This is a genomic window from Ruegeria sp. BC5 (genome assembly GCF_056539205.1).
Genome location: NZ_JBQFUN010000009.1, coordinates 99,970 through 119,987 on the forward strand (window position 1 = coordinate 99,970; position 20,018 = coordinate 119,987).

Annotated in this window: 18 protein-coding genes; 6 read left to right on the top strand and 12 right to left on the bottom strand. The window is 59.6% G+C overall.

Going from position 1 to position 20,018, the window contains the following annotated elements:
• The first annotated feature begins 78 nt into the window (after positions 1-78).
• From ACR0LY_RS17690 to ACR0LY_RS17700, 3 genes are all read left to right on the top strand, one after another.
• Positions 79-3,240, top strand: coding sequence for a valine--tRNA ligase (locus ACR0LY_RS17690; RefSeq protein ID WP_170351375.1), 3,162 nt, complete (start codon positions 79-81; stop codon positions 3,238-3,240).
• A 136-nt stretch (positions 3,241-3,376) separates the two neighbouring features.
• Positions 3,377-4,540, top strand: coding sequence for a benzoate/H(+) symporter BenE family transporter (locus ACR0LY_RS17695; protein WP_170351376.1), 1,164 nt, complete (start codon positions 3,377-3,379; stop codon positions 4,538-4,540).
• A gap of 33 nt (positions 4,541-4,573) precedes the next feature.
• Positions 4,574-4,906: a DnaJ family domain-containing protein gene (locus ACR0LY_RS17700; protein WP_170351377.1), complete on the top strand. Its 333-nt coding sequence runs from the start codon at positions 4,574-4,576 to the stop codon at positions 4,904-4,906.
• On the opposite strand, the gene ACR0LY_RS17705 is transcribed toward ACR0LY_RS17700, so the two are convergent.
• Positions 4,907-5,689 carry a crotonase/enoyl-CoA hydratase family protein gene (locus tag ACR0LY_RS17705; RefSeq protein ID WP_170351378.1) on the bottom strand — a complete coding sequence of 261 codons (783 nt, stop codon included), beginning with the start codon at positions 5,687-5,689 and terminating at the stop codon, positions 4,907-4,909. It abuts the gene before it with no gap.
• A 130-nt stretch (positions 5,690-5,819) separates the two neighbouring features.
• On the opposite strand from ACR0LY_RS17705, the gene ACR0LY_RS17710 reads away from it, so the two are divergent.
• The gene (locus tag ACR0LY_RS17710; protein ID WP_170351379.1) at positions 5,820-6,926 is read left to right on the top strand and encodes a pyridoxal phosphate-dependent aminotransferase; all 1,107 of its coding nucleotides are present in this window, start codon (positions 5,820-5,822) and stop codon (positions 6,924-6,926) included.
• On the opposite strand, the gene ACR0LY_RS17715 is transcribed toward ACR0LY_RS17710, so the two are convergent.
• The 6 genes from ACR0LY_RS17715 to ACR0LY_RS17740 all read right to left on the bottom strand — a co-directional run bounded on the left by ACR0LY_RS17715 (position 6,859) and on the right by ACR0LY_RS17740 (position 15,743).
• Positions 6,859-8,133 (bottom strand): pyridoxal-phosphate-dependent aminotransferase family protein, encoded by a 1,275-nt coding sequence (locus ACR0LY_RS17715; RefSeq protein WP_170351381.1) that lies wholly within the window; start codon positions 8,131-8,133, stop codon positions 6,859-6,861. The genes ACR0LY_RS17710 and ACR0LY_RS17715 overlap by 68 nt on opposite strands.
• Positions 8,134-8,184: 51 nt before the next feature.
• On the bottom strand, positions 8,185-8,817 hold the full coding sequence (locus ACR0LY_RS17720) for a bifunctional 4-hydroxy-2-oxoglutarate aldolase/2-dehydro-3-deoxy-phosphogluconate aldolase (RefSeq protein ID WP_170351383.1): 633 nt from the start codon (positions 8,815-8,817) through the stop codon (positions 8,185-8,187).
• Positions 8,818-8,822: 5 nt separating this feature from the next.
• The gene (edd, locus tag ACR0LY_RS17725) at positions 8,823-10,628 is read right to left on the bottom strand and encodes a phosphogluconate dehydratase (RefSeq protein ID WP_170351385.1); all 1,806 of its coding nucleotides are present in this window, start codon (positions 10,626-10,628) and stop codon (positions 8,823-8,825) included.
• A gap of 2 nt (positions 10,629-10,630) precedes the next feature.
• Positions 10,631-12,076 carry a glucose-6-phosphate dehydrogenase gene (gene zwf, locus ACR0LY_RS17730; protein WP_170351387.1) on the bottom strand — a complete coding sequence of 482 codons (1,446 nt, stop codon included), beginning with the start codon at positions 12,074-12,076 and terminating at the stop codon, positions 10,631-10,633.
• 138 nt (positions 12,077-12,214) lie between these two features.
• On the bottom strand, positions 12,215-14,458 hold the full coding sequence (gene ptsP, locus ACR0LY_RS17735; protein ID WP_170351388.1) for a phosphoenolpyruvate--protein phosphotransferase: 2,244 nt from the start codon (positions 14,456-14,458) through the stop codon (positions 12,215-12,217).
• A gap of 46 nt (positions 14,459-14,504) precedes the next feature.
• On the bottom strand, positions 14,505-15,743 hold the full coding sequence (locus ACR0LY_RS17740) for an aspartate kinase (protein ID WP_170351389.1): 1,239 nt from the start codon (positions 15,741-15,743) through the stop codon (positions 14,505-14,507).
• 163 nt (positions 15,744-15,906) lie between these two features.
• Between ACR0LY_RS17740 and ACR0LY_RS17745 the strand changes: the two genes are divergently transcribed.
• On the top strand, positions 15,907-16,260 hold the full coding sequence (locus ACR0LY_RS17745) for a hypothetical protein (RefSeq protein ID WP_170351390.1): 354 nt from the start codon (positions 15,907-15,909) through the stop codon (positions 16,258-16,260).
• On the opposite strand, the gene ACR0LY_RS17750 is transcribed toward ACR0LY_RS17745, so the two are convergent.
• From ACR0LY_RS17750 to ACR0LY_RS17770, 5 genes are all read right to left on the bottom strand, one after another.
• Positions 16,254-16,892: an SDR family oxidoreductase gene (locus ACR0LY_RS17750; RefSeq protein WP_170351391.1), complete on the bottom strand. Its 639-nt coding sequence runs from the start codon at positions 16,890-16,892 to the stop codon at positions 16,254-16,256. The two genes, ACR0LY_RS17745 and ACR0LY_RS17750, sit on opposite strands and share 7 nt — an antisense overlap.
• Positions 16,893-16,895: 3 nt before the next feature.
• Entirely contained in the window at positions 16,896-17,351 is a 456-nt protein-coding gene (locus tag ACR0LY_RS17755; RefSeq protein WP_170351392.1) for a DUF1178 family protein, read from the bottom strand.
• Between the two features lie 71 nt (positions 17,352-17,422).
• Entirely contained in the window at positions 17,423-17,887 is a 465-nt protein-coding gene (locus ACR0LY_RS17760; protein ID WP_170351393.1) for an NUDIX hydrolase, read from the bottom strand.
• Positions 17,888-18,006: 119 nt separating this feature from the next.
• Positions 18,007-18,750, bottom strand: coding sequence for an EcsC family protein (locus ACR0LY_RS17765; protein WP_170351395.1), 744 nt, complete (start codon positions 18,748-18,750; stop codon positions 18,007-18,009).
• Positions 18,751-18,803: 53 nt separating this feature from the next.
• Complete coding sequence (locus tag ACR0LY_RS17770; RefSeq protein WP_170351397.1) at positions 18,804-19,298, bottom strand: GNAT family N-acetyltransferase; 495 nt, start codon at positions 19,296-19,298, stop codon at positions 18,804-18,806.
• 72 nt (positions 19,299-19,370) lie between these two features.
• On the opposite strand from ACR0LY_RS17770, the gene ACR0LY_RS17775 reads away from it, so the two are divergent.
• Entirely contained in the window at positions 19,371-19,976 is a 606-nt protein-coding gene (locus ACR0LY_RS17775; protein WP_170351399.1) for a flavin reductase family protein, read from the top strand.
• The last annotated feature ends 42 nt before the right edge of the window (positions 19,977-20,018 follow it).

The following is a 20,018-nucleotide window of genomic DNA, read 5'->3' on the forward strand; positions in this document are numbered from 1 at the left end:
CCCGCAGACCCTTCCCCTTCCCCTGCGCATTCGTTATTGCAGGCGCTGACCCAAGATTGATGACGCAGGACGCACCCCATGGCGATGGAAAAGACATTCAACGCGGCCGAGGCTGAGGCCCGCATTTACGAGACCTGGGAACAGGCCGGAGCCTTCAAGGCAGGCGCAAACAAATCGCGCGACGAAAGCTTTACCATCATGATCCCGCCGCCCAACGTGACGGGCGCGCTACACGTGGGCCACGCCTTCAACAACACGCTGCAGGACATTCTGATCCGCTGGCACCGTATGCGTGGCTTCGACACGCTGTGGCAACCGGGTCAGGACCACGCCGGTATCGCCACCCAGATGCAGGTGGAAAAGATGCTGGCTGCGACCCAACAGCCCGGACGGCGCGAGTTGGGCCGTGAGAAGTTCCTTGAGAAAGTCTGGGAATGGAAAGGCGAATACGGCGGCACGATCATCGAGCAGCTAAAGCGTCTGGGCTCATCCTGCGACTGGTCGCGCAATGCCTTCACTATGGCCGGTGCGGCGGGCGATCCACGTACGGGGCACGAGAACTCCGCCAATTTCCATGATGCAGTCATCAAGGTCTTCGTCGACATGTACGAAAAGGGCCTGATCTATCGCGGCAAGCGACTGGTCAACTGGGACCCGCATTTCGAGACCGCGATCTCGGACCTTGAAGTCGAGAATATCGAGGTCGCGGGTCATATGTGGCACTTCAAATACCCGCTGGCTGGTGGCGAGACCTATACCTACGTCGAGAAGGATGAGGACGGGAATATCGTCTTTGAGGAAAAGCGCGACTACATCTCAATCGCCACAACGCGCCCTGAGACCATGCTGGGGGACGGCGCGGTTGCGGTTCACCCGTCGGATGAGCGTTACGCGCCAATCGTTGGGAAACTTTGCGAAATCCCGGTTGGTCCGAAAGAACATCGCCGTCAGATCCCGATCATCACCGACGACTACCCTGATCCTGATTTCGGCTCGGGCGCGGTGAAGATCACCGGTGCGCATGACTTCAACGACAACATGGTTGCCAAGCGCGGCGGCATTCCGATGTACCGTCTGATGGACACCAAAGGCGCGATGCGGGCCGATGGCGCCCCTTATGCAGACGAAGCAGGGAAAGCGCAGGAATACGCGCGTGGGCGTAAATTTACCGAGAACGAAATCGACGCAATCAACCTTGTCCCTGATCACCTGCGTGGCCTCGACCGGTTTGAGGCGCGCGCGAAAGTGGTCGAAGAAATCACCGCCGATGGACTGGCCGTCTTGTGCCGCGCCGATGACGCACGTCTGGGTTCGACCGCGCTGAAGCCCGAGCATGAAGGTGCCGACAAGCTGGTCCCGCTGGTCGAGAGCAAACCAATCATGCAGCCCTTCGGCGACCGCTCGAAAGTTGTCATCGAGCCGATGTTCACCGACCAGTGGTTCGTCGACGCCGAAAAGGTTGTCTGCCCCGCGCTGGACGCGGTCAAAGACGGCACGGTCAAGATCATCCCCGAGTCAGGCGAGAAGACTTATTATCACTGGTTGGAAAACATCGAGCCCTGGTGCATCTCGCGTCAGCTGTGGTGGGGGCACCAGATTCCGGTTTGGTATGGGATCGACCTGTCCGCAGAAGGGTTCAAAGACGACGAAAACGACGGCGATCTTGATCTGGTCGAGTTAGGCCGTTTGCTGAACGAAGGCGGCATGCTGCACCGTGGAAATGTCATGGAATGCGCGGCGAGCCTTGAGGCCGTTACAGAAAAATTCCTCGACGACAATGCCAACATCCCCAGCCCGTTGAGCCACGCGACCGTTATCGAAGTCGCAGACAAACAGGAAGCGATCCATCAGTTCGCTGAAAGCCTTGCTCAATACGCTGTCGACCAAGACCCGACCAAGCTTGTCTATCCGGTGTGGCGCGACCCCGACGTCCTCGACACCTGGTTCTCATCAGGTCTCTGGCCCATCGGCACCCTGGGCTGGCCCGAGCAGACCGAGGAACTGGAGCGCTACTTCCCCACGGATGTGCTGATCACCGGCTTCGATATCTTGTTCTTCTGGGTCGCCCGGATGATGATGATGCAGCTGGCCGTGGTCGATCAGATTCCGTTCCACACCGTCTACCTGCACCAGCTCGTCCGTGACGAGAAGGGCAAGAAGATGTCCAAAACCACCGGCAACGTCATCGACCCGTTGGAGATCGTCGACGAATTCGGCGCTGACGCGCTGCGTTTCACCAACGCCTCGATGGCGGCGATTGGCGGCGTGCTGAAACTGTCCCGCGAGCGCATCACCGGTTATCGCAACTTTGGCACCAAACTGTGGAACGCCGTCCGCTTTGCCGAGATGAACGAGGTCTTCACCGACGCCGTGCCGCAACTGGACGTAGCCGACTTGAAACCCAAAGCCGCCGTCAACCGCTGGATCATCGGCGAAACCGCCCGTGTGCGGGCCGAGGTCGACGCGGCGCTGGAAAGCTACCGCTTCAACGACGCGGCCAATGGGCTCTATGCCTTTGTCTGGGGCAAGGTCTGCGACTGGTATGTGGAACTCTCTAAACCTTTGTTGCAAGGCGATGACGCCAAGGCGCAAGCCGAAACCCGCGCCACAATGCGCTGGGTTCTGGATCAGTGCATGGTCCTGCTGCACCCGATTATGCCTTTCATCACCGAAGAACTGTGGGGTCTAACCGGCAACCGCGCCAAGATGGTCGTCCACGCCGACTGGCCGACTTACGCCGCCGCCGACCTGATCGACGCTGATGCGGATCGTGAGATGAACTGGGTAATTTCGGTGATTGAAAATACTCGCTCGGCCCGTGCGCAGATGCGGGTTCCCGCAGGGCTCTATGTGCCGATGTTGGTGACCGAGATCGACGCCCACGGACAGGCAGCGTGGGACCGCAACGAGGCGCTGATCAAGCGTCTCGCACGGATCGACAGCCTGACCAAGGTCGACGACCTACCCAAAGGAACGATTTCCATTGCCGCACCGGGCGCCACTTTCGGCCTGCCACTGGCGGATATCATCGACATCGGTGCTGAAAAGGAACGGCTGGAAAAAGCCAAGGGCAAGTTGGCTAAAGAACTGGGCGGTCTGCGTGGACGTCTGAACAACCCGAAATTCGTGGCCTCGGCCCCGGAGGAGGTTGTTGCCGAAGCCAAGGCCAATCTCGCCGCCCGCGAAGAGGAAGAAGAAAAGCTGAACGAGGCGCTGGCCCGCCTAGCCGAAATCGCCTAATATTCATCTTTTCAAAAATACTCAAATCCCAAACCCCGCCGCGTTTGCCACGGTGGGGTTTACTTTTGCACACACGGCCCTTGCCCCCACTTGCAAGCCCTTGCTAGCAAAGGCGGATATAACCCCGAGGTCTCAGATGGCACGCGCATTCCCCCCGATCCAAACCATCTCAACCGGGCTGGTGGTCGCCATTGTCGGGTTCTTCAGCTCTTTCCCTATCGTGTTGCAGGGACTGGCGGCCATGGGGGCCTCGGCGCAGGACTCCGCGTCGGGCCTGATGATGGCGGCCATTGCCATGGGAGTGACGGCCATCGGTCTCAGCTTGTGGTACCGGCAACCCATCAGCGTTGCGTGGTCCACTCCGGGCGTTGCGCTGTTGGCCGTGTCCGCGATGCCTGCAGCAGGGTTTTCTGACGCGGTCGGCGCGTTCCTGTGCGCGGGAGCGCTGACCGTGCTGGCCGGGCTGTGGCGACCTTTGGGACGGTTGGCGGCGGCCATCCCGACAACATTGGCGCAGGCAATGCTGGGTGGTGTTCTGTTGCCCCTGTGCATCTTGCCCTTCAAGGCCGCTGTTGAACTGCCCTGGCAGGCTTTGCCGGTGATCCTGACTTGGTTCATCGCAGGGCGGGTGAACCGCTTGTTTGCGGTTCCGGCAGCGGTTGTCGCCGCAGCAATTGTTGTGGTTCTGAATGCGGGCGACACGCCCGTCACGCCAACCCATCTTGTCGCCGCACCGGTCTGGACAATGCCAACCTTCTCGCTGGCCTCTGCCGTCGGTATTGGCCTGCCGCTGTTCATTGTCACCATGGCCACGCAGAACATCCCCGGTATCGCGGTGATGCGCAGCTTTGGCTACACACCCGCCCCCGGCAGGTTGTTCTCTTCGGTCGGTTCGGCCAGCATCCTGTCGGCCCCGTTTGGGGCGCCGGCCACCTGCCTTGCAGCGATCACCGCCGCCATGTGTTCCAACGAAGACAGCCACCCAAACCCGGCCCAACGGTATTGGTCGGCGGTGATGGCAGGCGTATTCTATTGCCTGTTTGGTGTATTCGCGGTGGCCATCACCGGGTTTGCCGTACATGCTGATCCGCTGCTGATGGGCACCCTGACAGGGATTGCGTTGATCGGAGTGCTTGCCAACGCCACCCACGCAGCGCTTGATGTTCCAGCGGAGAGGGAAGCCGCTATTTTGACATTTGCCATCACTGCTTCAGGTATCTCGGTCTTTGGTCTGGGCGCGGCAGTCTGGGGTTTGCTGGCTGGTGGCATTGCGTATCTGGTCACGAAGCGAATTCGCTAGCGGTGCTCACTCGGCTTGGGATATAGTTTGACCATGCTCGGATCGCTTGGAAAACTGATCGAACGCCAGATCAAAAAGGCACAGGCCGAGGGCCAGTTGCAGGGGCTCGAGGGTGAAGGCAAACCATTGCCGGATCGGTCGGGTGAGGCGCAGAGTGATCCGGCCATCGCCGCCGGGCACCGGATCATGGCGCAGGCCGGTGTGCTGCCGGAAGAGTTCGAGATCAGGAAAAAGCTTGATGCCGCCCGAAAGGATTACGCCGAGTTGACCGATGCAGATGCACGTAAAGCTGCCATGGCGCGCATCGCCGATTTGGAGATGCGGTACAACATGGCCCGAGATGCGCGACGGGCCTTTATGCGCTAGCTACTTGAATTCAGGTTTTCGCCCCTGCATCTGCGCCATCACAACCTCCATCTGATCAGGTTTTCCGATCAGTTCGACCTGTTCGGCGGATTCTTCCAACAGAACCTCGGCGCGGGTCTTGGTTTCGGCCACTTCGATCAGGCGCTTGGCGGCGCGAATGGCCGAGGGACTTTTGCCCGCGATGTCTTCGGCCAGCGCCAATGCCTCGGTCAGTGGATCGTCTGACAGTTTCGTCACCAACCCCCAGTCCGCCGCCTGCTGCGCGCCGATGGGACGCGCGGTGTAGGTCAGCAGGCGCAGTACGTCCGAGCGCACCAGATGTGGCAGTAAAACCATCCCACCCATGTCGGGAATAATGCCCCACTTCATCTCCATCACCGCCAGCTTGGCGTCGGGGTGTGCGATGCGAATATCCGCGCCCAGCGCGATTTGCAGCCCGCCACCATAAGCAACGCCCTGAATGGCGCAGATCACCGGAACTGGAACACGCCGCCAGATCAGGGCAAGTTCTTGCATTTCATTCGCATCCCCGTGGCTGCGGGTCATCAGCCACTCAGTCGGGTCCATATGCGCCATCTTGGCAAAGCTGGCCATATCAAGCCCGGCGCAAAAACTCTTGCCCTCGCCCGACAGGACCACGGCGCGTGCGTCCGAGGCTGCGACCTCTTGCCCGGCAGACAGCAACGCCTTGATCATCGCGTCGTCCAGCGCGTTCATCTTGTCGCCGCGCGTCAGCGTGACATGGGCGATGTGGTCTTTGTACTCGACGGATACGCGGGTCATGCGGGCCTCCTGATCTTGTTGACCCAACCATGCCCGGAAGGTCTGCCAAGTTCCACCTCAACGTTGGGGCACTTCTGGCTGCGCGTCGCAGATGGTTGTCTGACGAGTGGGTATGGGGTTATCTCGCACCATGACTGACCCACGCTATACTCCGCTTGCCCTGTCACTGCCTGCAACCGTGCCCTTTGTCGGGCCGGAAACGCAGGAACGTCAGCGCGGCGCGCCCTTTGTCGCCCGGCTGGGGGCGAATGAAAGCATCTTTGGCCCTTCCCCCCGCGCTATCGAGGCGATGGCAGCAACGGACATCTGGAAATATGGTGACCCCGAAAGCCACGACCTGCGACATGCACTGGCCGATCATCACGGTGTAAAGCCGGAAAACATCGTGGTCGGAGAAGGCATTGATGGCCTGCTGGGTTATCTCGTGCGGTTGCTGGTTGGCCCCGGCGATACAGTTGTGACCTCGGACGGGGCGTATCCGACCTTCAACTACCACGTGGCCGGGTTTGGCGGCGCGTTGCACAAGGTGCCCTATCGTGACGATCACGAGGACCCCGCGGCGCTGTTTGCCAAAGCCGTCGAGGTGGACGCAAAACTGGTCTATCTGGCGAACCCCGACAACCCAATGGGCAGTTGGCATCAAGGCGCGGATATCCTGGCCGCGATGGAGGCCCTGCCTGCAGGATGCCTGCTGGTGCTGGACGAAGCCTATGTGGAATGCGCGCCAGAAGGCACCGCAGCCCCGGTTTCAGCCGATGATCCGCGTGTGATCCGGATGCGCACATTTTCCAAGGTGTATGGCATGGCCGGGGCGCGGGTTGGCTATGCGATCGGCGCGCCGGGATTGATCGAAGCTTTCAACAAGGTCCGCAACCATTTCGGAATGAACCGGGCTGCACAAGCGGGGGCCTTGGCGGCCTTGCAGGATGCCAACTGGCTGTCGCAAGTTCAGGCACAGATCGCTAAGGCACGCGACCGGATCGGCCAGATCGCACGGGAAAACGGCTTGGTACCCTTGCCCTCGGCCACCAATTTCGTGGCGATTGATTGCGGTGGCGATGGAGCGTTTGCCAAAGCGGTGCTTGAGGGGTTAGTGGCACAAGGGATATTTGTGCGCATGCCCTTTGCCGCCCCACAGAACCGTTGTATCCGCGTCAGCTGTGGTACGGTTACGGATCTGGATGCCTTTGCTGCAGCTCTGCCAAAGGCGCTGGCCACTGCGAAGGCCACGATTTGACCCGGGCTTTGGAGGGTTCAGCGGCCAACGCGGCAGCTGCGGCCTCAAGCGCACCCGAGCCGCGCGGGATGTTCAGGGCGGCCATGGCGGTTTCCACCCCTCCCAGCATCGCCATGACCATCTGGCCGTTCACGTGGCCCATATGCCCCAGACGGAAACAGCTGTTCTGATCCTCCATGCCCAGCCCAATGCCAAGGGTCAGGCCCAGCTGGCGCTCGGTATACTGGCGCAGTGGTGTTCCCCGCCCATCGGTCAGACGCAAGGCGGTAACCGCGTGGCTGCGATGGCCGGGGTTGGATACGTTTATCTCAAGCGCGCCACCTTCTGCCCAGACCTCGCATGCCGCCCAGATGGCCTTGGCGAGGTGATCATGGCGAGCCCAGACATTCTCGATCCCTTCAGCATGGATCATGTCGAGCGCTGCCCGCAGACCATACAGATGATGCGTCGGCGCGGTGCCGTTGAAGTATTGGTAAAACACCTGCGGGTTCACACGCGGCTGCCAGTCCCAGTATTGCGAGACGCGCGGCATCGTTGCCCGTTTGGCCTGTGCTTTGTCATTGAAGAACACAAATCCCACGCCCGCCGGGGTCATCAACCCCTTTTGGCAGGCCGACACCATGACATCGACGCCCCAGGCATCCATCTCGAATCGATCACAGCCCAGCGAGGCGATACAGTCCGCCATCAACAACGCCGGGTGGTTCAGATCGTCCAGCAACGCCCGCAACGCCGGGATATCGTTGCGGATCGAACTGGACGTGTCCACGTGAACCGCCAGCACGGCCTTGATTTGATGAGCCGTGTCAGCACGCAGGCTATCGGCGATGCGATCCATATCCCAAGGCGAGGATGCACCGAAATCGATCAGCTCGACCTCGGCGCCAACTCCGCGCGCCATCTCGGCCCATCCGTGGGTGAACAGGCCCGAGGCCGGGGCAAGCACCGTTTCCCCCGCTGCAATAACGTTGGACAGGGCTGCTTCCCAAGTGCCATGGCCGTTGGCAATATAGATGGCGACGTTGTGATCCGTGCCCGCCACGCGTTTCAGATCGCGTGTCAGGGTCGGCACCATCTCGATCAGCTCGCCGTCATAGATGTTGGGTGACGGGCGGTGCATGGCCTGAAGCACAGCGTCAGGCATGACCGAGGGTCCGGGAATCGCCAGATATTCGCGCCCCTGCGCAAGAGAGAGATGGTTTGTCATGGGATCAACCTGTTTGAATTGACGCCCAACCTAGCGCAGCAAAAAGCCGCGTCAATCCATCAGCTTTGAGGCGTCACGCGCAAGGGCTTCGATCCCGGCCCAATCACCGCTCTGCACCATCTGTTTGGGCGCAACCCAGCTGCCGCCAGCGCAGGCGACATTCGTCAACGACAGGTAATCGCTGGCATTGGCTGGCGAAACACCACCCGTCGGACAGAACGTGATCTGCGGCAGCGGCGCGCCGATGGCTTTCAACGCGGGCGCGCCGCCAGAGGCCTCAGCGGGGAAGAACTTCAGCATGTCATAGCCTTTTTCCAGCAGGCGCATCGCCTCGCTGGCCGTGGCCGCGCCGGGCAGCAGAGGCAGGCCTTCGGCCTCACACGCTGCAATCAATACGTCTGTTGCGCCGGGCGAAACACCGAACTGCGCGCCTGCCTCTTTTGCGGCGCGTACGTCTTCGGGGGTGACCAGCGTGCCAGCGCCCACCACCCCACCGGGCACCTGCGCCATAGCCCGGATGGCATCCAGTGCCGCCGGAGTGCGCAAGGTCACCTCCAGGGCGGGTAAGCCACCTGCCACCAATGCTTCGGCCAAAGGCCGGGCTTGCGCGGCATCGTCGACGACCAGAACCGGAACGATAGGTGCCAGCTCGCAGATTTCGCGGGTTCGTTGGGTTTTTGACATGAAGATTACACTCCGAAAATGCTAGCACCCGCGTCGGCAGACCCGACGTTGTTGCGAAATACGGCGAACAGATCCCGTCCGACCCCGTGCTGATTGGCGGACAGATCCGCAGTGACCGGGGTGCGATCCAGCACACCCGGAGTGAGGATTTCCAATTCGCCTTTCACTGCGTCAACGCGCAGCACATCACCATCCTGGAGATAGGCAATTGCACCGCCCTCCAGCGCCTCGGGGCAGACATGGATCGCGGCGGGAACCTTGCCCGAGGCACCTGACATACGGCCATCCGTGACCAACGCCACCTTTTGGCCCCTGCCCTGGAGGATCGCCAGGATTGGCGTCAGTGAATGCAATTCGGGCATGCCATTGGCCTTTGGTCCCTGGAAGCGGACCACAACGATCACGTCCCCGGTGAAGTCGCCCGCCTTGAAGGCCGCCTTGACCTCGGCCTGATCATGGAAAACACGCACGGGCGCTTCGACGATCTGATGTTCGGGCGCGACTGCGGAAACCTTCATAACGGCGGTGCCCAGATTGCCAGTCAGGCGTGACAGTCCACCGGTGGGCTGGAAAGGATCTTTGGCGGGGCGGACAATCTTGTCGTTCAGGCTGTGGCCCGCGCCCTCTTCCCAGACCAGATCGCCGTCTTTCAGCTTGGGTTCCTTGGTGTAATTGTGCAGGCCCTGCCCTGCGACTGTCAGGGTGTCCGGGTGCAAAAGCCCATCGTCGAGCAGCGTGCCGATGCAATACCCCAAACCACCAGCTGCATGGAAATGGTTCACATCCGCCAAACCGTTGGGATAGACCCGCGCGACCAGTGGGACGACGGCGGAAATATCGGAAAAATCCTGCCAATCCAAAACGATACCACCCGCCCGTGCCATTGCGATCAGGTGGATCAGCAAGTTGGTCGAGCCACCGGTAGCCATCAGCCCGACGATGCCATTCACGAAGGCTCGCTCATCCAACACCTGATAAACCGGCGTGTAGTTATTGCCCAACGCGCTGAGTGACAGGGCACGGCGCGCACCCTCTTCGGTCAAGGCATCCCGCAGCGGCGTGTTCGGATTGATGAAGCTAGAGCCCGGCAGGTGCAGCCCCATGAACTCCATCAGCATCTGGTTGGTGTTGGCAGTACCGTAGAAGGTACAGGTGCCAGGGCCGTGATAAGCAGCCATTTCGGCGGCCATAAGCTCATCGCGGCCAATTTCTCCGGCAGCGAATTTCTGGCGCACCTTGGCCTTTTCATCATTGGGCAGGCCGCTGGTCATCGGGCCTGCGGGCAGGAACACGGCGGGCAAATGGCCGAAGGCCTGCGCCCCAATTATCAGACCGGGAACAATCTTGTCGCAAACGCCAAGGAAAACAGCTGCGTCGTAGGTATTGTGGCTCAGCGCGACGCCCGTGGCCAATGCAATCACATCGCGCGAAAACAGCGACAGCTCCATCCCGGCCTCGCCTTGGGTGACGCCGTCGCACATGGCAGGTACACCACCTGCAACTTGCGCAGTGCCACCGGCAGTGCGGATCGCATCGCGGATCAGGCCAGGGTAGCGTTCAAACGGCTGGTGAGCTGAAAGCATGTCGTTATAAGCGGTCACAATACCAAGGTTTCCGGCGGCGCCGGTCGCCATCGCCTGTTGATCTGTCCCCGCCCCAGCATAAGCATGGGCCTGACCGCTGCAGGACAGATGCGCGCGAGCCGGGCCTTTGGATTTGGCCTGTTCCATCCGTTCCAGATGCGGGCCACGCAGGTCGGCGCTGCGGTCGATGATCCGCTGGGTGACGTCAGTGATAACAGAATGAACCATGGTTAACCTCCGATCTGACGCCAGCGACGTCCGTCGCGGTGCATCAGCATCAATGCTTCTTCGGGGCCCGAACTGCCCTGATCATAGCGTGCCGGGCGATCGCCGCGATCTTCCCAGCCTTGAATGATGGGATCGACCCAAGCCCAGGCGGCCTCGGCCTCGTCTCCGCGCATGAACAGGGTCTGGTCGCCACGTATGACGTCCATAATCAGCCGCTCATAGGCATCCGGCGCGCTGGCCTCGACGCCCAAAGCGTCGGCAAAACTCATGTCCAGCGCCACATCAGACAGGCGGAACCCGCCTGGGCCTGGATCTTTAATGGTGGTGCGCAGGGTGATGCCCTCGTCCGGTTGCAGGCGGATCACCAGCACGTTCCCGTGCAGCGGGCCAACATTCGGAAAGATCGTATGCGGTGGGTCACGAAAGAACACGGCAATCTCGGATTCCCGCGCCCGCAGCCGCTTGCCGGTGCGCAGATAGAACGGAACACCCGCCCACCGCCAGTTGCCCAGATGTACCTTCAGCGCGATGAAGCTTTCCGTACGACTGCCGGGGTTGCCAACGTGATCGACATAACCACCCTGCCCGTGTTCGGCGCGGTATTGGCCGCGCGCGATATCTTTCTGCTCAACAGGCTCTAACGCTTCGATCACCTTGACCTTTTCATCGCGCACAGCGTTGGGCGCAAATTTCGACGGCGGCTCCATCGCCGTCAGACACAAAAGCTGTACCAAGTGGTTCTGAATCATGTCCCGCATGGCACCGGACTGGTCATAATAAGCGCCGCGCCCTTCAACGCCCACAGTTTCAGCAACCGTGATCTGTACGTGGTCAATATGGGTCGAGTTCCATAGCGGTTCGAACAGGGAATTGGCAAAACGCAGGGCCATCAGGTTCTGAACCGTCTCTTTACCCAGATAGTGGTCGATCCGGTAAATCTGGTGTTCTTCGAAGCAGGTACGCAGCCCCTCGTTCAACGCTTTTGCGGATGCCAGATCATGACCAAAGGGTTTTTCCACCACGATGCGGCTGTCTGATGTGGCCAACCCGTGTTGGTTCAGCCGGTGCGCAATGCCCGAAAACAAGCCAGGCCCCACCGACAAATAGAACGCACGCACGACGTCAGGGCGCAATGCTTTGGCCAAATTCGACCAGCCGGCATCGCCTGACGCATCAACAGGGACATACGAAACCCGGCTTAGAAAGCGATCCAGAACGTCCTTTTCGAATTCCGGCGCAAACTCCGCCATCGAGGCGCGTATCTGATCGCGAAACGCATCACTGTCCATGTCCGATCGCGCCGAGCCGATGATGCAGGCGTCTTCGGGCATCTGCCCGACCTCAAAGCGGTGATACAGGCCCGGCAGGATTTTACGTTGCGCCAGATCGCCGGTCGCACCGAACAACACCAGATCGAACGGGTTAACCGGAATTACGCGTGAAACCATCGACGGGCTCCTTCAGTTCTACCTCTGCCAACATAGCACCAGAAAGTTGCAGCACTTGTGGTTTGAGTGATGTTAACGCTAACATTTGCAAATTGCATAGGCAATGCAGATGCAGAAAGCAAGCCCGGATTTGGGATGTCAGCCCTGATTGCGCAGCCACTCCATGACAGCGGGGCGCACCGATTGCTCACCCCGGTGCCGCGCATCCGCGATGATCTTGCGCAAAGATTGCAGATCGGCCCGCAGCAACACGCTTTTGACCGGACCGATCGAGGCCGGACGCATGGATAGTGTCCGAATACCCATCGCGGCCAGGCACAGCGCCTCAACCGGGCGACCGGCATCCTCGCCGCAGAACGAAAGCGGCGTATTGGAGGAGTTGCAGCGCTCAACGATCTGCGCGATGAAACTCAGAAAGCTGACATTCAGCGTGTCATAGCGACGACGTACCAGTTCATTTTCACGGTCAGCAGCAAAGAAGAACTGCTTCAGATCATTGCCTCCGACCGAGACAAAATCGACCTCGTCAAAGAACTTTTGCGGCGCAAAGGCCAGCGATGGGGTTTCCAGCATCGCCCCAACCTCAAGCGTTTCGGGCAGGATATGACCCAGACGCTTTTCACGCTCGATGGTTTTATTGACCTCCCAGCGGGCCTCGTAAAACTCGTCGGCTTGCGCCACGAAGGGGAACATGATCGACAAGGGGCGGCCATTGGCGGCACGCAAGAGGGCCTGCAACTGCATACGCATCACGCCGCGTTTGTCCAGACCGACGCGGATTGCGCGCCAGCCCAGCGCCGGGTTCGGTTCCGCCACGTGCTTCATGTAGGGCAAAACCTTGTCGGACCCGATATCCAACGTGCGAAAGATCACGCGCTTGCCTTCAGCAGCGTCCAGAACCCGTTGATATTGTGTCACCAATTCTGACCGCTTGGGCATCTGGTTGCGGATCAGGAACTGCAGCTCGGTTCGGAACAGGCCCACGCCCTCGGCCCCGGAATTATTCAATGAGGGTAGATCGGCCATCAGCCCTGCATTCATTACCAGATTGATCCGCTCCCCATCCCGCGTCACTGTCGGGGTTTCACGGATTGAGGCATAGCGTTCCTGCGCCTTGGCCTGCATCGCGATTTTATCTCGCACAGCGTTTGCCACGGTGTCTTCGGGACGCAGATGGACAATGCCCTGATCCCCATCTACCAGGATATGGTCGCCGTTCAGCGCCTCGGTCGTGATCCGGCCCACATGTACCACCAACGGAATAGCCAACGCACGTGCCACGATAGTGGCATGACTGCCGACCGAGCCTTCCTCAAGCACGATGCCTTTCAGTGATCGTCCGTATTCCAGCAGGTCTCCGGGACCGATATTGCGGGCGATCAGGATCGGATCAGGTGGCAGGTCAGCGCCATTTGTATTGCCTTGGCCTGTCAGAATGCGCAGCAACCGGTTGGACAGGTCATCCAGATCAGCCAGCCGTTCACGCAAATACGGATCGGTTACCTGCCCCATCCGCGCGCGGGCCTGCGATTGTTCTTTTTCAACCGCTGCCTCGGCGCTTAGGCCCAGGGCGATGTCCTCTTCCATCCGGCGCATCCAGCCTTTGGAATTGGCAAACATGCGATAAGCCTCAAGGACTTGAAGCTGTTCCTTGTCGCCGCCCTGCGAGATTTCAAGCATCTTGTCGACGCCAACGCGCAGCTCTTCGACCGCTTCATTCAGACGTTCACGTTCGCGATGTGGATCATCGGCAATCGGGTTGGTGACCACGACGCGGGGCTCATGCAGCCAGACATGACCTTCGGCGTATCCTTCCTGTGCGGGACCACCGCTCAGCTGTACTGATTGCTGATGCAGGGGCGACAGGGCCGCACCCTCGCCGACAAAGGCGCCCAGCTCGGCCATCTCGGCCAGAACCATGGCGACGACCTCCAGCGCATAAACCTCATCCGCCGAAAACCGGCGCGCCTCGCGGGATTGCACCACCAGAACGCCCAGTTTTTCACCCAGCCGTTGAACCGGCACGCCCAGAAAGGACGAAAACCGTTCTTCGCCTGTTTCCGGCATATAGCGGAAGCCTTTGGCCGACGGCGCGTCAGGGGTATTCACGACCTTGCCAGATTGGGCGACGCGGCCAACCAGACCTTCGCCCATACGCATCCGGGTCTTGTGCACCGCTTCGGGTGCCAAGCCTTCGGTGGCGCACAGCTCCAACGTGTCTTCGTCGCGAAACAGATAGACCGAGCAGACCTCGGCCCGGATGCTGTCGGCGATCAGATGCGTAATCCGGTCAAGACGTTCCTGACCGGCGGCTTCGCTCGCCATTTCTTCGCGCAGCCGCCCAAGCAGCTTGCGGGATTCTGTTTCGGTGCCGTCCGCCATGGCCCAACCAAATTATTGTGTCAGGCGAAATCCTTGGCTGAAATGCTCAGGCCGCCTTGTCCAGTTCAAAGGCATCATGCAGTGCCTGAACCGCAAGTTCCATGTATTTCCGATCCACAAGGACGGAAATTTTTATCTCAGAGGTTGTAATGACCTTAATGTTGATCCCCTCATCCGAGAGTATCTTGAACATTTTGGCCGCAACACCCGACTGAGAACGCATTCCGATGCCCACCACCGAGACCTTGCAGACATCTTCATCCGCAACCAGTTCGGCATAGTTCAGCTCACCCGCGTCCTTGATCGCCAACAACGCTTTCTCGGCACGCGCGACCTGATCGGTCGGGCACGAGAAGGTCATGTCGGTGCGCCCCTCGTCCGAAATATTCTGAACGATCATGTCCACGTTCACGCCCTCATCGCTGAGCGCGGTAAAGATGATCGAGGCGATACCGGGTCGGTCCGCCACCGAAACGACGGTCATCTTAGCCTCGTCACGGGAATAGGCCACACCGGCCACAACATTGGATTCCATGATATCCTCCTCGTCAACGACCAGCGTACCGGCCTCGTCGGATTGTTCCTCGAAACTTGAGAGAACGCGCAGTTTCACCTTATACCGCATCGCCAGCTCGACCGAGCGGGTTTGCAGCACCTTGGCCCCCAACGAGGCCAGTTCGAGCATCTCTTCGAACGAAATACGGTCCAGTTTGCGCGCTTTTTCACAGATGCGCGGGTCGGTGGTATAGACGCCGTCTACATCCGTATAAATATCGCAACGCTCGGCGCCGAACGCGGCGGCAAAGGCCACGGCGGTGGTGTCCGACCCGCCCCGGCCCAGCGTGGTGATGCGCCCTTCGGGGCTGATGCCCTGAAAGCCTGCGACAACGGCCACTTTCATGCCTTCGTCGAATTTTTGGGTCAGGTTTTCGGTCGGAATTTCTTCGATCCGGGCCTGACTGTGGGCACTGGTGGTCATCAGCGGCACCTGCCAGCCCTGCCAGCTGCGCGCGGGAATATCCATTTCCTGCAATGTCAGCGCCATCAGACCGGCGGTCACGTTCTCGCCCGAGGAGACCACGGCGTCATATTCACGCGCATCAAACAGGGGCGAGGTTTCGTTGACCCATCCCACCAGCTCATTGGTCTTGCCCGACATTGCCGAGACAATGACGATCACGTCATAGCCCTTGGCCACCTCAACACCGATGCGTTTCGCCGCGCGGCGGATACGGTCAAGGTTGGCAACCGACGTGCCACCGAATTTCATTACGAGTACGGGCATGGGGGTGGTCTCTCCGCGCCTTGGAATTCAGGTTCCGTGCGTCTTATGCGAGGGGGGCCGCAAGGGCAAGGGTTCAAAACCGCCCCGAATGCCGCATGGGGCTGCTTTACATCCGGCAGCGAGGCTGTCAGCCTTAGTCATCGAATTTTCCAAGAGGTTTTCCATGTTCCGCCTTGCCCTCGCAGTTGTCCTGCTGTCTTCCCCTGCCCTTGCACAGGTTTCAACTCTGGCCGCAACTGACGGCAAGAATGCTTTGGGCACTGTGCCCTGCGCCTCGGGCGGCGCACCGCTCGATAGCTGCCATGCCGAATTGCGCCACCATGACGACGGCACGACGACGTTGGCTGTGTCATTGGGCGGCGGTGAAGTGCGCAGCATCTATTTCACCGATGGCGTGCCGAATTCCAGCAGTTCACCCGCCAAGATCAGCCATGAAACACGTGGTGACCTGACCGTGATCTTCATCGACCCGGATGAGGTCTACGAAATCCCCACTGCAGCGTTGATACGTCAGTAAGCGTGGGGGCGACCGTCCCAGTTTTCGAAACAACCCGTTGTTTCCAGTGACAACGCATCGAACCTTTCAATCAGGCCCTCTGCGGCCTGATCCAGGGTGATATCGGCTTCGGGCCCGCCCATATCGGTCCGCACCCAGCCCGGGTGATAGATACCTACGGCGATTCCATCATCGCGCAAATCCGTGGCCAGATTGCGTCCCAGACTCAAGGCTGCGGCCTTTGATGCGCGGTAGATATAGCTGCCCCCCGGCGCGCGGGTGTGCGAGGCCATCGTCGATGAAATAATTGCAATCTTTCCCCGTGCGGCCCGCAAGTTCGGCAACAATGCCTGAATGGTTAGAAACACGCCTGTCACGTTGATGGCAAAGCTTTGCGCCCACATGTCAGCGGGATAACCGTCAATGCTCTGCCCTTTGTCCAGATAGACCCCGGCGTTGCAGATCAGCAAATCGACGGGTTGATCTGCCAGATACGTGGCCACGTCGGAATGTTGCGAAGGGTCGGTAACATCCAGAACCACCTGCGCACTGCCATCCCGCGCGGTGCCGGTCAGCTTGTCCCCGCGGGCCCGGTAATTGTCGGCCAGCGTTCGGCCAATGCCACGATTGACCCCCGTAATAACTACATGCACAGCTTAATTTGTCTTTCTGCTGGGAACAAAAGGCAAAGGTGCCACTGGAACCCCATCGTCGATCAGGGCCTGCGCTTCGTCCGGCTTGGCCTCACCATAGATCGCACGCTCGGGCGCATCACCAAGATGGATTTTGCGCGCTTCGCTGGCAAAATCCTTACCCACATAGTCCGAGTTCTCTTCGACCTTGCGGCGCAGCTCGGCCAGCACCTTTTCAATGTCTGGCGCAGGGGCGGCCACATCTATCGTTTCAGCCTCGGGCATGGGGGCGATGGTCTTTGCCACGGCCTCACGGGCCGGGCGAACACGTGGGGTCATGATAGCCTTTTCAACATCCGCACATCCACACACAGCGCATGTGACCATGCCCGTGGATGCCAGTTTGTCGTAAGCGGCGGCCGATTGGAACCAACTGTCAAATGTATGGCCGTTGCTGCACTTCAATGCGTATTGAATCATGATCCGTCCAAATGTCGGTTGTCGAATTGATAACCACAGACATGGCAATATCAAGCCCTACCAGAGGCATCTTAGCGCATGATTGGCTCAAGTTTTTGAAACATTTGCCCAAGTTCGGGGAAATTGACGTGAACTGCGGCTTTTTTCGGCACAAACCATTGTCTCTGCCGCTGTTTGAATTCGGGAAAACACGCAGCAACCGATGTCACCAATAACGGAAAGACATCCACAACGCACAATACTGCGCCTTTTTTCTGATGACGTTTTCGATAGCAAAACTGCCCCATTGCCTGCGTGTCGCACTCTCCTCGAATGCCGGCCTCTTCCCACGCCTCCTGGCCTGCGGTCTGAGACGCAGTCAGCCCATCAATCAGCCACCCTTTGGGAATGATCCAACGGCGTGATTTGCGCGTTGTAATCAACAGCACTTCGGGTTGCCCTTGCTCAACACGATAGCACAAAGCCGCCGATTGCTGCAGCACCGGCAGGTGCCGGGCAATGTTGGAAACATGAGGCGAAAGCCTTGCGTCAATCACGCCGAGCCGCCTTTCATATGGATATTTGCCTGTTTTCCCGCGTTGTTTTGGTTTATTTAGCGGACGCTCAAATCATCAATACCATATGCGGTGAAATTCTCCAAGCCTTTGAAGAAAAATCACATTCGGGCGGCAAGTTTGCGCACCAGTTCATCGTGGGGAATATCGGCATCGACCGCCAAACGGCGCAGGCCGAAATGCACGCGGGCAATCTGCTGGTAATACCGCGTGTAGACATAGTTGGTGCCGCCTCCGGCAATGGCCCCCAATACCGGCACGGATTGCGCCGCCAATTTCTGCCCCAACACAACTGACAGCCGCGGAGCGACCGCTGCGATCAATTTCTGCATGGCAGGTCCTGTCAAGGTCAACCTGACCGAGAAGAACCCCAGATCGGCACCGTCGTCATTGGACAAAGGCCCGGCGGCGGATAGGACACGCACGCAATCAAATTTCACACCATCTTCCGACGGATCAAACCCTTCGCGCGCAGCCGCCCCTTGTATGGCACGCAACAGCATCGCGGTCGTCGCAGGTAATTCCATCAATGCAGTGGACATTCCGCCCACCCCTCCGGCTGCACCCATGGCCGTGGTTACCGCGGTGTTGACCCAGGGATGCTGGTCCGGCACAGCCCGTCTTGACCCTTCGGCAGCATGCATTGCCAACCACAGGGCCTGTTCCGTCGCACCCGTAAGGCCCTGCCTGATCGGTTCGGGCAATTGCTCCAACAAGGATTCTGCCGAACCTCCGAGGCTATTCAACAGCTTGACGCCCGGCCCTCCGGCCGTTCGGTAGTACCCCGCCAATCGGTCCAGTTCCGCCTCAGCATCCAGCTTTTCAACAAGAACCACGTCCTGCATAGATACCCTCCTGCCCATTAGACATCGGGATTTATGGCCAAGGTTTCAATAGTTCAGCGAGTCCAACGGGTAACAAGCCCGTCCACCCCGTCCCATACACCCGAGAATAATTCCAGCCCCAGAATTCGGTCCGGGTTGGTCGGAGGGGGCATTTCAACCCCATTCAGACGGGAAAACCCGAACCGGGCATAATAAGGTGCATCACCAACCAACATGACCCGATCCCAGCCCATCGCCCGGCCAGCTTCGATACCTTCGTGGATCAGAAAGCCCCCAAGGCCCTCGCCTTGATGGGTCGGGTGTACGGCTACCGGCCCCAGCAGCAAGGCATCGTGATCACCCACATGCACCGGCCAGAACCGAATAGCCCCAGCCAGAATGCCCTGCCCGTCACGCGCAACCAAAGACAAGCCTGAAACCGGCGGCACATCATCGCGCAGACGATACGAAGACAGCGCCTCGCGCCCGGGCGCAAAGCACAGGTCATAGAGGGCTTCGACCTCCCACCAATCATCCGGCTCTTCCGGCCTGATCCCGAACTGCTGCACCTCAGCCCTCTTTTCCTTGCTGGCATTCGCCCTAGCACTTCGCTACGCCTTGGGCAAACGCTTGGAGTAGAGATGTTCTATCGACCCGAAGACGGCCATGGTCTGCCGCACAATCCATTCAACGCTGTTATTACCCCCCGCCCGATCGGTTGGATCTCCACCCGCAGCCCCGATGGGATCAACAATCTAGCACCTTATTCCTTCTTCAACGGGGTCGCCTACACGCCCCCACAGGTGATGTTCGCTTCAACGGGCACCAAACACGATCAGGACGGCGGTAAGGACAGTGTTTCGAACATCGAAGCAACCGGTGTGTTCTGCGTGAACGTGGTGGCACACGCACACCGCGATGCGATGAACGCCAGTTCCGCAGGCTTGCCCAAACATCACGATGAATTCGAACATGCTGGCCTGACACCGGTTGGATGCGAAACCATCCCCTGCGCTCGAGTCGAGGGCGTCCCGGCTGCTCTGGAATGCAAATTGACCAAGATTGTCGATCTGCCGGGCGAGGCAAATCGGGTTGTTTTCGGAGAAGTAACCGGTGTCCACCTGCGAGACGATTGTTTGAGGGATGGAATATTCGACGTGACGACCTTCAACCCGCTCGCCCGGCTTGGATATCGGGACTATTCAGTCGTAACCGAGTTGTTCTCGCTTAGTCGCCCAGACGATTAGGAATTACAGGGGGGCGCTGCCCCCGCCGCCCTTTGGGCGCCT

Excerpts from the sequence above, each read along its gene's own strand:
- ACR0LY_RS17740 (WP_170351389.1), bottom strand. The coding sequence starts at position 15,743 with ATGCCCGTACTCGTAATGAAATTCGGTGGCACGTCGGTTGCCAACCTT.
- ACR0LY_RS17705 (WP_170351378.1), bottom strand. The coding sequence starts at position 5,689 with ATGACCCGCGTATCCGTCGAGTACAAAGACCACATCGCCCATGTCACG.
- ptsP (WP_170351388.1), bottom strand. The coding sequence starts at position 14,458 with ATGGCGGACGGCACCGAAACAGAATCCCGCAAGCTGCTTGGGCGGCTG.
- ACR0LY_RS17755 (WP_170351392.1), bottom strand. The coding sequence starts at position 17,351 with ATGATTCAATACGCATTGAAGTGCAGCAACGGCCATACATTTGACAGT.
- edd (WP_170351385.1), bottom strand. The coding sequence starts at position 10,628 with ATGGTTCATTCTGTTATCACTGACGTCACCCAGCGGATCATCGACCGC.
- ACR0LY_RS17690 (WP_170351375.1), top strand. The coding sequence starts at position 79 with ATGGCGATGGAAAAGACATTCAACGCGGCCGAGGCTGAGGCCCGCATT.
- ACR0LY_RS17695 (WP_170351376.1), top strand. The coding sequence starts at position 3,377 with ATGGCACGCGCATTCCCCCCGATCCAAACCATCTCAACCGGGCTGGTG.
- zwf (WP_170351387.1), bottom strand. The coding sequence starts at position 12,076 with ATGGTTTCACGCGTAATTCCGGTTAACCCGTTCGATCTGGTGTTGTTC.
- ACR0LY_RS17710 (WP_170351379.1), top strand. The coding sequence starts at position 5,820 with ATGACTGACCCACGCTATACTCCGCTTGCCCTGTCACTGCCTGCAACC.
- ACR0LY_RS17775 (WP_170351399.1), top strand. The coding sequence starts at position 19,371 with ATGTTCTATCGACCCGAAGACGGCCATGGTCTGCCGCACAATCCATTC.
- ACR0LY_RS17745 (WP_170351390.1), top strand. The coding sequence starts at position 15,907 with ATGTTCCGCCTTGCCCTCGCAGTTGTCCTGCTGTCTTCCCCTGCCCTT.
- ACR0LY_RS17720 (WP_170351383.1), bottom strand. The coding sequence starts at position 8,817 with ATGTCAAAAACCCAACGAACCCGCGAAATCTGCGAGCTGGCACCTATC.
- ACR0LY_RS17765 (WP_170351395.1), bottom strand. The coding sequence starts at position 18,750 with ATGCAGGACGTGGTTCTTGTTGAAAAGCTGGATGCTGAGGCGGAACTG.
- ACR0LY_RS17700 (WP_170351377.1), top strand. The coding sequence starts at position 4,574 with ATGCTCGGATCGCTTGGAAAACTGATCGAACGCCAGATCAAAAAGGCA.
- ACR0LY_RS17715 (WP_170351381.1), bottom strand. The coding sequence starts at position 8,133 with ATGACAAACCATCTCTCTCTTGCGCAGGGGCGCGAATATCTGGCGATT.